The organism is Streptomyces montanus (genome assembly GCF_005786655.1).
GTDB lineage: Bacteria > Actinomycetota > Actinomycetes > Streptomycetales > Streptomycetaceae > Streptomyces > Streptomyces sporangiiformans.
On sequence record NZ_VBZC01000118.1, the window covers coordinates 1 to 12,462 of the forward strand.

The 12,462-nt window shown below is 71.2% G+C and carries 9 protein-coding genes, 1 rRNA gene and 1 pseudogene; 5 read left to right on the forward strand and 6 right to left on the reverse strand.

All coding sequences use genetic code 11. The features are described 5' to 3' along the window. From FE633_RS45830 to mtnA, 5 genes and pseudogenes are all read right to left on the reverse strand, one after another. On the reverse strand, positions 1-405 hold a 405-nt coding region (locus FE633_RS45830), incomplete at its 3' end, for a ComF family protein (RefSeq protein WP_138051083.1). Between the two features lie 97 nt (positions 406-502). Then, positions 503-2,338, reverse strand: a complete 1,836-nt coding sequence (locus FE633_RS45835; RefSeq protein WP_138051084.1) for an LpqB family beta-propeller domain-containing protein — start codon at positions 2,336-2,338, stop codon at positions 503-505. A 117-nt stretch (positions 2,339-2,455) separates the two neighbouring features. Next, positions 2,456-4,418, reverse strand: a pseudogene (mtrB, locus tag FE633_RS45840) (MtrAB system histidine kinase MtrB); the annotation flags it as partial. Between the two features lies 1 nt (position 4,419). After that, positions 4,420-5,109, reverse strand: coding sequence for a two-component system response regulator MtrA (gene mtrA, locus FE633_RS45845; protein ID WP_150136091.1), 690 nt, complete (start codon positions 5,107-5,109; stop codon positions 4,420-4,422). Positions 5,110-5,350: 241 nt separating this feature from the next. Further along, positions 5,351-6,514, reverse strand: coding sequence for an S-methyl-5-thioribose-1-phosphate isomerase (mtnA, locus tag FE633_RS45850; RefSeq protein WP_138051086.1), 1,164 nt, complete (start codon positions 6,512-6,514; stop codon positions 5,351-5,353). A 140-nt stretch (positions 6,515-6,654) separates the two neighbouring features. On the opposite strand from mtnA, the gene FE633_RS45855 reads away from it, so the two are divergent. The 5 genes from FE633_RS45855 to FE633_RS45875 all read left to right on the forward strand — a co-directional run bounded on the left by FE633_RS45855 (position 6,655) and on the right by FE633_RS45875 (position 12,313). Further along, positions 6,655-8,073, forward strand: a complete 1,419-nt coding sequence (locus tag FE633_RS45855) for a DUF7847 domain-containing protein (protein ID WP_138051087.1) — start codon at positions 6,655-6,657, stop codon at positions 8,071-8,073. Between the two features lie 67 nt (positions 8,074-8,140). Continuing rightward, the gene (locus FE633_RS45860; RefSeq protein WP_246114145.1) at positions 8,141-8,824 is read left to right on the forward strand and encodes a DUF4129 domain-containing protein; all 684 of its coding nucleotides are present in this window, start codon (positions 8,141-8,143) and stop codon (positions 8,822-8,824) included. Beyond that, complete coding sequence (locus FE633_RS45865) at positions 8,821-10,014, forward strand: DUF4350 domain-containing protein (protein WP_138051089.1); 1,194 nt, start codon at positions 8,821-8,823, stop codon at positions 10,012-10,014. Before FE633_RS45860 ends, FE633_RS45865 begins: the two co-directional genes overlap by 4 nt. Beyond that, a complete protein-coding gene (locus tag FE633_RS45870) occupies positions 10,011-11,003 on the forward strand; it encodes an AAA family ATPase (RefSeq protein WP_425473333.1) in 993 nt (330 codons plus the stop codon). Before FE633_RS45865 ends, FE633_RS45870 begins: the two co-directional genes overlap by 4 nt. After that, a complete protein-coding gene (locus FE633_RS45875; RefSeq protein WP_138051090.1) occupies positions 11,003-12,313 on the forward strand; it encodes a DUF58 domain-containing protein in 1,311 nt (436 codons plus the stop codon). The genes FE633_RS45870 and FE633_RS45875 overlap by 1 nt, the downstream gene beginning before the upstream one ends. Positions 12,314-12,393: 80 nt before the next feature. On the opposite strand, the gene rrf is transcribed toward FE633_RS45875, so the two are convergent. Further along, positions 12,394-12,462 (reverse strand): 5S ribosomal RNA (gene rrf, locus FE633_RS49965); the annotation flags it as partial.

Sequence of the window (12,462 nt, forward strand, 5' to 3'; positions counted from 1 at the left end):
CGCCGCCGCGAGCGCGATCCGCCGCGCCGGGTCGTGTCCCCGCGCCCGCACCGCCCGCCGCGCGGAGGGCACCGGAGCGAGCAGCACCGGCGCTACGGGCGGCGCCCCACCGGACGTGAGCCCCGCCCGCACGGCACCCGCGAGCGCCTCTCCCAGCGGCCCGGCGAGCATCAGAGCACCCCGCTCCTTGTGGGCGAGGAGCGCCGCCCGCACCTCGTCCTCATACGGAGCCGCCGCGTACACCACAGGCAGCCCCGGCGGCTCGGGCACCGGTCGCACCCGGCGCGGTGCGGCCCCCACCAGGGCGGCACGGCACTCCGGGCAGAGCACCGCGCGAGGCCTCCCGCAGCCTCCGCATTCGGTCGGCAGCACCAGATCGGTGAGGTTTTGCCACCACCCGCGCATGCCCACCACTGTGCCAACGCCTGAGCCGGCCGGCCAAGCCCTGTGGATAACTCCCTCTGGACAACTGCACGCAACCGTCAGGCCGCTGACGGACCGGCTATCCCGGATAGACCGGCGACGTCCCCGTCTTGACCACCTTCTGCCACTGCGAACCGGATGAGAGCCGCACGATCCCGTCCTCCGAGTGCGCCACCAGCGGCAGCCGTTCGTCCTCGGAGGCGGCGATCTCCTTGACCCCGGTGAGCGCCGAGGGCGCCGCACCGACCGGTGCGGAGCCGTCGACCTGGACGTATCGAATCTGCTGCACACCGCCCTTTTCCTGCCCGACCACGACCAGGCGGCTGTCCCCGGCCCAGGACATGGCGGTGACCTCCTCCAACTGCGGCGCCACGGAACGAGGTTCGTGGATCGTGACGATCGGCTGCCCTCCGGACCCGGTCCGCCGCTCGATCCGTCCGATGAGCAGCGAGGTCTTGCCGTCCTTCTGCACGATCAGCGCGATCCGCACCCCGTCGGCGCCCACCCGCACCGCCTCGATCCGCCCTTCGATCCCGGGCGTGTTGACCGCCACCGGCTCGCCCATGCCCTTCTGCAGCATCAGGAGCCGGGAGTTCTTGGGGTCACGGTCGGCCACCCACAGATCGTTGTGGGCGTCCCAACTGGGTGTCGCCAGCCCGTCGTCCTCCGACTTGGCCTTGCTCTTCAGCACGGGATCGCCGAGCGAGCCGTCCGACGCGAGCGACCCGACGTACAGCGAACGCCCGTCGAGCGACACCCCGGCCGCGCTCTCCTCGTCCCGGGACACCGCCGCCGTCCGCAGTGCCTTGCCGCCCTCTCCGAGCGCACCGGGCACCGGAACCGGCTCCTGGTCGCTGCCGGCCGGTATCCGTACGAGCCGATGCTCGCCGTCGATGAAGTACTCGTACTCGGCACTCTTTCCGGCGTGCGAGGCGATGGTCTCGCCCTGGTCCTCACCGAGCACACACAACTGCGAACCGTCCGAGCGCTGCAGCTCCACCTCGTCGATGCCCGTGGGCGTCAGGTCCTGGAGAGTGAAGAGGATCTGAGCCGCCATCTCCGTGCACTGGGACTGGCCTATGCCGTCGGCCTTCTTGTTCAACGGCACCGTCAGTCTGTTCTGGTCGTCGGGCGTCAGCGTCTTGACGCCCTTCCGCAACGCCACACCGTCGGGGAATTTCGACCTGACCGCCCGCGCGAGCCACTTGGTGGGCCCCTTCAGGAGCGCCCGGACCATGTGCGTCACCGGATCGACCTGCGCGCGCACATAGACGGGATCGGCCACGGTCCTGGCCTGGTCCGCGGCCGGCGAATTGGCCGCGAAGTAGTACTTGTTGACGGAGACGTAGTGGCGCTGGAAGTCGGACTTGCCCAGCACCACTCCCTGCGGCAGCGCGTCGATGCGCCACTGCTTGGTGCCGTCCGGCTCCTTCTGCTCGGTGAGATGCACCGTCGCGCGGTACGCCCCGTCAGCGGGCTCGTACGCGAGCTGCTTGTCCACCTCGGCGACCTTCTCGCCGGTCAGGGCGTAGGCGTAGTCGCCGGTTATCTCTCTGCTCCCGGGGCGCTCCGACACGGCGTTCGGCCCGTCCGCGAGCACCGTGGTCGAAAGGGAGGGGTGCCAGCTCTTCGAGGCGTCCTCGGTCAGATACTGACGAGCCGTCTCGAACTTCGGGTCGTCGCTGGTCAGCGCCTCGAGGAAGCCCTGCACGATCTCCTCGGGCTGGGCGTTCTCCCGCGGTGGCATCGCGAAGACCCGGACCTGGGCGTCCGGTCGCTGCGAGGCCTCGACATCACGCAGGTCTCCGTTGTCCGGCATCGAGGCACACCCGGCCAGCAGTACGGATCCACAGCCGATGTACGCCACCACCCGCATCGGAAGCCGTCGGCCGCTCCGATCGCGGTCAGCGCCCACGAGTTTCCTCCCCTTGATTCAACCGATCCGTCTCCTCGTCGTCCCCCGGGCCGCCCTCGGAGGGCGTGTCCCCGGGCTCACCACGCTCATCCGACGCCGTGGCCGTGCCCCGCACGTCCGCCGTGGGGCGCGGCACCACACGCGCGCCATTGCCCGGCAGCGCCGCCGGATCCACCGCCCCCGCCAGTCTCGGGGCCGAGGGCGCCCGAGGCGGCATCGGCGGCACGGCGCGCTCACCGGTCTGCTGTGCGGGCACCGTCGCCAACTTCTGCGTACCGCCGAGGGGCAGCCCCGCGTCGTTCAGCCCGCGGTTGCGCCGCGAGTCCTTGGGCTCCAGGGGTATCGGCGAACCCCTCAGCGGCTCGTCGGCGGTCCGCGGCAGCGTCAGCCGGAACTGCGATCCGCCGCCCGGCTCACCCCACGCCTGCAGCCAGCCCCCGTGCAGCCGCGCGTCCTCCAGGGCGATGGACAGCCCCAGCCCTGTACCGCCGGTGGTACGCGCGCGTGCCGGGTCGGCCCGCCAGAAGCGGCTGAACACACGGGTCGCCTCACCGGGCTTGAGTCCCACTCCGTAGTCCCGCACAGCGACCGCGACCGCGCCGCCCGCCGCGGCGAGCTTGACCACCACGTCCTTGCCCTCGCCGTGCTCCACGGCGTTGACCACGAGATTCCGCAGCACCCGCTCCACACGCCGCGCGTCGGCCTCCGCGACCACAGCCTGCTGATCGCCGACGACCTTTATTCGCGTGCCCTTTCGCTCGGCGAGCGGCTCAGCGCCGCTCACCACCCTGCGTACGACCTCGCGCAGGTCTATCGGCTCGGCCTCCAGAGCCGCCGCGCCCGCGTCGAACCGGCTGATCTCCAGCAGGTCCGCGAGCAGCGACTCGAACCGGTCCAGCTGGTCCGCGAGGAGCTCCGCCGATCGCGCGGTCACCGGATCGAAGTCCACCCGCGCCTCGTGAATGACGTCGGCGGCCATCCGGACGGTCGTCAGCGGCGTGCGCAGCTCGTGCGACACGTCGGACACGAACCGCCGCTGCATCCGCGACAGGTCCTCCAGCTGCTGGATCTTCAACTGAAGGTTCTGCGCCATCTTGTTGAAGGCCTCACCGAGCCGCGCGATGTCGTCCTCTCCGGTGACTTTCATACGTTCCTGGAGGCGCCCGGCGGACAGCCGCTCGGCGATCCCCGCGGCCATCCGGACGGGCGTGACGACCTGGCGCACCACGAGCCAGGCGATGGCCCCGAGCAGCACCACGACGAACAGGCCGGCCGTCGCGAGCGTCCCCTTGACCAGGCTGAGCGACTTCTCCTCCTGGGTGAGCGGGAAGAGGTAGTACAGCTGGTACGGGTCCCCGTTCGGATCGTTGACCTGCTTGCCGATGACCAGACCGGGCTGGGATTCCTGGCCGGTCGTGTAGACGATGCGGGTGTAGCTCTGGGCGGGGAGCATGCTCTCGTCGATCCGGCGGCGCAGATCCTCGGGCACGCTCGTCGCCGGATCGACACCGCCCGAGGAACGCGGCCCGCGCCCTCCGCTGTCGCTGCCGCCGACCGCGCTGGAGCTGAGCGTGACCACGTCGAAGGCGCCCTGGCCGCCGCTGGAGAGGGCCTCCACGAGGTCGCTCAGCCATGCGCTGATGTTCTGGACGGGCCGTCCGTCCGTGCCCGAACCGTCCTCGCCACCGGCGCTCGCGGCCGCGTCCGCCCGCTGCTTGGCCACGCCGAATCCGCCCGTGGCCTGGCTCTGCGAGGCCTTCACCTTGGCGTCCAGCAGGCCGTTGCGCACCTGTCCGATGACGACGAAGCCCAGCAGCAGTACGACGCCCAGCGACATCAGCAGGGTCGTGACGACGACCTTGAGCTGGATGTTGCGCCGCCACAGCCGCATGACGGGCAGCAGCGGACGGCGCACCCAGCGCATGAACAGCCGGAGGACCGGGCTGCCCTGGACTCCGCCCTGCAGCAGCCCGCCCTCAAGGAACCGGGCCCACAAGGGGCCCGGCGTCTTCCGGCCGACAGGCCGCCCCGCGCGGGGCCCCGGCTGGCCGGGCGGCGCAGCGGCACTGTCCCGGGACATGTCAGCTCGGTCCGGCCTTGTATCCGACGCCACGGACCGTCACCACGATTTCCGGACGCTCCGGGTCTTTCTCGACCTTCGAGCGCAGCCGCTGCACATGAACATTGACAAGGCGGGTGTCGGCCGCGTGCCGGTAGCCCCACACCTGCTCGAGGAGCACCTCACGCGTGAACACCTGCCACGGCTTTCGGGCCAGCGCCACCAGCAGGTCGAACTCCAGGGGCGTCAGCGCGATCGACTGCCCCTCCCGCTTCACGGAGTGACCGGCCACGTCGATGACAAGGTCGCCGATGGCGAGCTGCTCGGGCGCCGGCTCCTCCGACCTCCGCAGCCGCGCCCGGATACGCGCCACCAGCTCCTTCGGCTTGAACGGCTTCACGATGTAGTCGTCGGCGCCCGACTCCAGCCCGACCACGACATCGACGGTGTCGCTCTTGGCCGTGAGCATCACGATCGGCACCCCGGACTCCGCCCTGATCAGACGGCACACCTCGATACCGTCCCGGCCCGGCAGCATCAGATCGAGCAGCACCAGATCGGGCTTGGTCTCGCGGAAAGCAGCCAGCGCCTTGTCGCCGTCGGCTACGAAAGACGGCTCAAAACCTTCACCACGCAGCACAATGCCGAGCATCTCGGCCAGTGCGGTGTCGTCATCGACGACAAGGACTCGTCCCTTCATAAACGACATCATCCCATTCTCATAACAGTGACGAGGGCAGCGGTGAGGTAGGTCACTGACCTGTGACGATAGTCGTACGCAGTCGCCGGTGCCTGTCTGTGTTCGTGGCCATCGATGTCAGTAACGGATGCGGGCCGGGGCATTCCTGGTCAATCCGCCCACGCGGCAGGGCGTCCAGGAGCACTGCCAGGCATGCCGGGCCGCCGGTTACTGGGCGGCGGCCCACCGTCACCGTGCTCTGCGCAGCCGTCGATCACGGATGATCGACCTGCCCGCCCACTACCCGGCGTGACCTGGCACACAGCTCGGCGAGGGCCTCCGTAGTGACGGGCGACACGGCGCCCTCCTCGGTGACGATCGCCGTCACCAGCTCGGGCGGCGTCACGTCGAACGCCGGGTTGTACGCCTGGGTCCCCAGGGGGGCCACCGGAATCCCGCCTCCCGCTTCCGCTCCCGCCACCGGCACCTGGGGTGCTGTGAGCTCCGTCACCTCATGACCGGCGCGCTGCTCAACCTCGATGGACGCTCCGTCCAAGGTGTCCGGGTCCACCGTCGTCACCGGCGCCACCACGATGAACGGCACATGGTGGTACCGAGCCAGCACCGCGAGCGGATAGCTCCCCACCTTGTTCGCCACCGAACCGTCGGCGGCGATCCGGTCCGCCCCGATCAGCACCGCGTCCACCTCCCCCGCCGAGAACAGCGAGCCCGCCGCGTTGTCCGTGAGCAACGTGTACGCCATCCCACTGCGCGCCGCCTCGTACGCCGTCAGCCGAGCACCCTGCAGCAACGGCCGCGTCTCGTCCACCCACAGCCTGCGCAGCCGCCCGGCCCGGTGCGCGGCGAGCGCCACGGCGAACGCCGTGCCCTCCCCGCCGGACACCAGCGCCCCGGTGTTGCAGTGCGTCAGGATCCGGTGGTTGCCGCCGGGCAGCAGCTCGTCCAGCAGCGCCAGACCGTGCTCGGCCATGCGGGCGCTGGCCTCGGCGTCCTCCTTGTGGAGGGCGCGCGCGGCAGCGAGCGCGGCCTCGGCGGCCTGCTTCTGGTCACCGCCGGCCACCAGGGCCGCACGGTGGGCCGCCTGGGCCCTGCGCACACCGTGCGAGAGGTTCACCGCGGTGGGACGGGCGCTCGCCAGCGCGTCGGCTGCGTCGTCCACCTCGAACCCCCGCGCGGCGGCGAGCGCGACCCCGTACGCCCCGGCGATGCCGAGCAGCGGCGCCCCGCGCACAGCGAGCGTGCGGATCGCCTCCACCAGCGCGGGCGCGTCGGTGCACACCAGCTCGACCTCCTCGGCCGGCAACCGCGTCTGGTCGAGAAGGACCAGTACGGGACCTTCCGGCGGTTCGTCCCACCGGATCGCCGGTATCTCGGTGGGCCGGTTCTCCTCGTGGGATTGCGCGTGCTGATCAGCCATCTGCCCAGTCTGCCCCGTACCAGGCGGACAATTGAAGGTGTGCAGCCCATACGACGGCCGGTCACTTCCAGGCCACACCATGGCACGATGGCTGCCAACCTGCCGCCGCGACCGCGGACGGGCATCGTGAAGGAGCGACGATGAAAGACACTCCGGGCTGGGCATCGCCCGGATCTGCCCCCTCCGACGGGCAGAACGGTCAGGAGCCGAACGCTTCCGGCCCTGCCGAGCCCGCGGACCGACCCGCCACCCCAGAGCCTGAGGACCAGCCGGCTCAGCCCGGCCCCGGCCCGTCCGGCCCAGGCCCGAAGTGGTCCAAGGAGCAGCCGCCGCCCGCCCAGTGGTCCGCTCCAGGCGGCGCTCAGGGCGGCCCGGCCCAGACCCCGCCCCCACCGCCGCCTCCACCTGGCCCAGGCTGGGGCCGGCCCCCTGGCGGTCCAGCCGGAGGCCCCGGCGGCTACGGCGGTCATGGTGGGTACGGCGGCCCCGGCGGGTACGGCAGTGGTTACGGCGCAGGCCCCGGCGGCTACCCGGGCTGGGGAGGAGGTTGGGGCGGCCCTCCGCCCGCTGCCAAGCCCGGTGTGATCCCGCTCCGCCCGCTCGGCGTCGGCGAAATCCTCGACGGCGCTGTCTCGACCATGCGTGCCTACTGGCGCACGGTCCTGGGCATCTCGCTGGCCGTCGCGGTGTTCACCGAGATCCTCGTGGTCCTGCTCCAGGGCTTCGTCCTGGACGACAGCGCCAGCACCGACACCCTGAACGACCCTAGCGCCACCGTCGGCGAACTCAGCCGCGCCCTGGGTGACACCCTGCTGAGCTCTGGCGCCATTCTGCTGATCACGCTGCTGGGCACCATCGTCGCGACGGCCCTGCTCACGACCGTGACCAGCCGCGCCGTGCTCGGCAGGTCGGTGACCACCGCCGAGGCCTGGCGCGACGCCCGGCCCCAGCTGGCGAAACTCTTCGGCCTGACGTTCCTGCTTCCGCTCATCGCCGTCGCGATCGCCGCCATAGGCACCCTGCCCGGTGTCCTCATCTCCCTCGCCGGGGGAGGCGACGGCGGTGTCGCTCTCGCCGTCCTCGGCGGCATGGGCGCGGGCGTCGTCGCGATCTGGCTGATGGTCCGCTTCTCGCTGGCCTCGCCCGCACTGATGCTGGAGAAGCAGAGCATCGGGAAGTCGCTGAGCCGCTCCGCGAAGCTGGTGCGCGGCTCGTGGTGGCGTGTCTTCGGCATCCAGCTGCTCGCCACGATCATCGCGAACATCGTCGCCTCGATCATCGTGATCCCCTTCGCCTTCCTCGCCGCTGCCCTGAGCGGCGACGGTGCCACCGGATTCCTCAACAGCGCCGCGGGTGACCTCGGCTGGACGTTCCTCATCGTCAGCGGGGTCGGCGCGGTGATCGGATCGATGCTCACGTTCCCGATCACCGCTGGCGTCACCGTGCTCCTCTACATCGACCAGCGCATCCGCCGCGAGGCCCTCGACCTCGACCTGGCCCGCGCCGCCGGGGTCCAGGGCTACAGCTCCGGCGCGTCCGGCGCCACTCCGGGGAGCTGATGCGGTGAGGCCGGGGGGAGTTCTCACAGCGGTCCTCACGCCGCCGCGCTCCGGTGCCGCAGCCGTACTGGGGTTGCCACGCTCCGGCGACGGACCACCGGTGACGATCCCGCGCGACCCCGCGCGGGAGGCGGCCGAGCGTGAACTGTCCAAGCGGATGTACCACGAGAACGACCCCAGCCTGCTCCAGCGCGCCCTGGACGCCTTCTGGAACTGGGTCGACGACCTGTTCAGCGCAGCCTCTTCCGCTACGCCGGGCGGCACACTGGGCCTCCTTGTCATCGCGCTCGCAGCCGTGGCCCTCATCGGAGCCCTCTGGTGGCGACTCGGCACGCCGCGCCGCGCCCCCACATCGGCCGCCCCTCTCTTCGACGACCGGCCGCGCAGCGCCGCCGAGCACCGCGCGGCCGCCGAGAGCCACGCCGCCCAGGGCCACTGGAACCAAGCCGTCCAGGAACGGATGCGGGCCGTCGTCCGCTCACTGGAAGAACGCGCCCTGCTCGACCCCCGCCCAGGCCGCACCGCCGACGAGGCAGCCGCCGAAGCGGGCCGCACGCTCCCCTCCCACACGGACCGACTGCGCACCGCGGCCCGGGACTTCGACGACGTGACGTACGGCGGACGAGCCGCCACTGCGCAGACGTACGACCGCCTCACGGAACTCGACCGCGATCTGGAACGCACCAAGCCGGTCCTCGCGAGCAGCACCCAGAGCACGGCGCACAGCACCCGCCAGGGGGCCGCCGAATGACCATGGAGGCCACTCGCCCATCCACCTCGGTCTCCCCCACGACCCGTCAGGTGTGGACCCGCGCGCGCGGTGTCGTGCTCGCGCTCGTGGTTCTCCTGGCGGCCGCCGTCGCCATCGCCACGGTCCGCTCCGACGCCCAGCACGGCCGCCTCGACCCACGCTCCGCCGACCCCTACGGCAGCCGCGCCGTCGCCGAACTCCTCGCCGACAGCGACGTATCCACGCAAGTGGTCACCAGCCTGGACGACGCGCGCAACGCGGCCGGCCCCGACACGACTCTCCTGGTCGCCAACCCGGACCTGCTGACGGACCGCCAGCAGAGCCGACTCCACTCGGCGTTCACGAACTCCGGCGGCCGCACCGTCCTCGTCGCGCCCGGCGCCCCGTCCGTCGGGACGCTCGCCCCCGGGGTCACCGCCGATCCCGCCCCCAGCTACGACTCCACGCTCTCCCCCGGCTGCGTCCTGCCCGTCGCCCAGAGAGCGGGCACGGCCGACACGGGAGGTATCCGCTACACCACCACCGCGCCCGACGCCGACTCCTGCTACAGCAGCGATGGCCTGCCCACCTTGCTGCGTGTACCGGCGGCCAAGGGCGACGGTGACACCGTCGTGGTCGGCGCCCCCGACATCCTCTACAACGACCGCCTCGACGAGCAGGGCAACGCCTCGCTCTCCCTCCAACTGCTCGGTTCCCGCCCCCACTTGGTCTGGTACCTCCCCTCGCTCTCCGACGACACGGCCACCGACTCCGGTGACCGCAGCTTCTTCGACCTGATCCCCTCCGGCTGGCTCTGGGGCACGCTGCAGCTCTTCCTCGCCGCAGCCCTGGCCGCCCTCTGGCGCGCCCGCCGCCTCGGCCCGCTCGTCCCCGAACGGCTTCCCGTCGCGATCCGCGCCTCCGAGACCGTCGAGGGCCGCGCCCGCCTCTACCGCAAGTCCAACGCCCGCGACCGCGCCTCGGCAGCCCTGCGCTCCACCACGCGCACCCGCCTCGCTCCCCTCGTCGGCGTGACCCCCGCCCAGGCGCACGCGCCCGAAGCCCTGCTCCCCGCCCTGTCCGCTCACCTCCGCGGGGACGGACAGTCCCTGCACTCCCTCCTCTTCGGGCCGCCGCCCCGCGACGACGCGGCCCTCATCGCTCTCGCCGACCAACTCGACGCCCTCGAAAGAGAGGTACGCCGTTCATGATGGACCCGACCACTGACAACGCCGGGTACTCCGGGGATCCGGGCGCCGCCCGGGCATCCCTGGAAGCCCTGCGCGCCGAGATCGCCAAAGCCGTGGTCGGCCAGGACCCCGCCGTGACCGGCCTCGTCGTCGCCCTCCTCTGCCGCGGACACGTCCTACTAGAAGGAGTCCCTGGGGTAGCCAAAACGTTGCTCGTCCGGGCCCTCGCATCCGCACTCGAACTCGAAACGAAGCGCGTCCAGTTCACGCCGGACCTGATGCCCAGCGATGTCACGGGCTCCCTCGTCTACGACACCCGCACCGCCGAGTTCTCCTTCCAGCCCGGCCCGGTCTTCACGAACCTCCTTCTCGCCGACGAGATCAACCGCACCCCGCCCAAGACGCAGTCGTCGCTCCTGGAAGCGATGGAGGAACGCCAGGTCACGGTCGACGGCACCGCCCGCCCCCTGCCCGAACCCTTCCTGGTCGCCGCGACGCAGAACCCCGTCGAGTACGAGGGCACGTACCCCCTCCCTGAAGCCCAGCTGGACCGTTTCCTCCTCAAGCTGACGATCCCGCTGCCGTCCCGCCAGGACGAGATCGACGTCCTCACCCGCCACGCCCAAGGCTTCAATCCGCGCGACCTGCGCGCCGCCGGCCTACGCCCCGTAGCGGGCCCCGCCGCCCTGGAAGCAGCCCGTGCGGCCGTGGCCAAGACCGTGGTCTCCCCCGAGATCACCGGCTACGTGGTGGACATCTGCCGCGCCACCCGCGAATCGCCGTCCCTCACGCTCGGTGTCTCCCCGCGCGGCGCGACGGCGCTCCTGGCCACCGCCCGCGCCTGGGCGTGGCTGACGGGCCGCGACTACGTCATCCCCGACGACGTGAAAGCCCTCGCGCTCCCCACGCTCCGCCACCGGGTGCAACTTCGCCCCGAGGCTGAGATGGAAGGCGTCACGGCCGACTCCGTGATCAACGCGATCCTCGCCCACGTTCCCGTCCCCCGCTGATGGCACTCACTGGACGCGCCGCATTGCTGGCGGCCCTCGGCACCCTCCCCGTCGGCATCTGGGACCCCAGCTGGACGGGCATCCTCGCCGTGAACATCCCCCTGGCGCTGGCCTGCGCCTGCGACTTCGCCCTGGCCGCGCCCGTACGCCGCCTCGGCTTGACGCGCTCCGGTGACACCTCGGTACGGCTCGGCGAAGCCGCAGACGTCACCCTCACCGTCACCAACCCCTCCGGCCGCCCCCTGCGGGCCCGCATCCGCGATGCGTGGCCCCCCAGCAGCTGGCAGCCCGGCACAGAGGTCGCTGCATCACGTCACCGACTGGCGGTCCCCCCGGGTGAACGCCGACGCGTCACGACCCGCCTGCGCCCCACGCGCCGAGGCGACCGCCAAGCCGACCGCGTCACCATCCGCTCGTACGGCCCCCTAGGCCTTTTCACCCGCCAGGGCGGCCACAAGATCCCCTGGACCGTACGAGTCCTCCCCCCGTTCACCAGCCGAAAGCACCTTCCTTCCAAGCTGGCCCGACTGCGCGAACTCGACGGCCGCACCAGCGTCCTGACCCGCGGCGAGGGCACGGAATTCGACAGCCTCCGCGAGTACGTACCCGGCGACGACACCCGCTCCATCGACTGGCGCGCCACCGCCCGCCAGACCACGGTCGCCGTACGCACCTGGCGCCCAGAACGCGACCGCCACATCCTTCTGGTCCTCGACACGGGCCGCACGTCGGCCGGCCGCGTGGGCGACATCCCCCGCCTCGACGCCTCCATGGACGCGGCCCTGCTCCTGGCTGCCCTGGCCTCCCGAGCCGGCGACCGCGTGGATCTTCTCGCATACGACCGCCGGGTACGTGCCCTGGTGCAGGGCCGAGCCGCAGGCGACGTTCTTCCGTCCCTGGTCAACGCCATGGCACGCCTCGAACCGGAGCTCATCGAGACAGACGCGCGCGGTCTCACCGCCACCGCTCTCCGCACGACCCCTCGTCGCTCACTGATTGTGCTCCTCACCAGTCTTGACGCGGCCCCCATCGAGGAAGGGCTGATGCCAGTACTCTCCCGTCTCACCCAGCGCCACACGGTCCTGGTCGCTTCGGTGACCGACCCCCACATAGAGCGCATGGCCATGGCTCGGGGAAACACCGAAGCCGTGTACGAGGCGGCCGCCGCGGCCCAGGCCCAAGCAGAACGCCATCGCACGGCCGAGCAGCTCACCCGCCGTGGCGTCACCGTCGTGGACGCGACACCAAACGATCTGCCGCCGGCTTTGGCAGACGCATATCTGGCTCTCAAGGCAGCGGGACGTCTTTAAAGAGGCTGGGCAGTAGAAAAGGTACTCGTGAACGCAGAAATCCCCCGTGCCGAATGGCACGGGGGATTTCTCTACAATTAGTTCGGCGGCGTCCTACTCTCCCACAGGGTCCCCCCTGCAGTACCATCGGCGCTGTAAGGCTTAGCTTC

Coding starts and splice junctions, on each gene's coding strand:
- FE633_RS45870 (WP_425473333.1), top strand. CDS start 10,011: ATGATGGACCCGACCACTGACAACGCCGGGTACTCCGGGGATCCGGGC.
- mtnA (WP_138051086.1), bottom strand. CDS start 6,514: ATGGCTGATCAGCACGCGCAATCCCACGAGGAGAACCGGCCCACCGAG.
- FE633_RS45875 (WP_138051090.1), top strand. CDS start 11,003: ATGGCACTCACTGGACGCGCCGCATTGCTGGCGGCCCTCGGCACCCTC.
- FE633_RS45865 (WP_138051089.1), top strand. CDS start 8,821: ATGACCATGGAGGCCACTCGCCCATCCACCTCGGTCTCCCCCACGACC.
- mtrA (WP_150136091.1), bottom strand. CDS start 5,109: ATGATGTCGTTTATGAAGGGACGAGTCCTTGTCGTCGATGACGACACC.
- FE633_RS45855 (WP_138051087.1), top strand. CDS start 6,655: ATGAAAGACACTCCGGGCTGGGCATCGCCCGGATCTGCCCCCTCCGAC.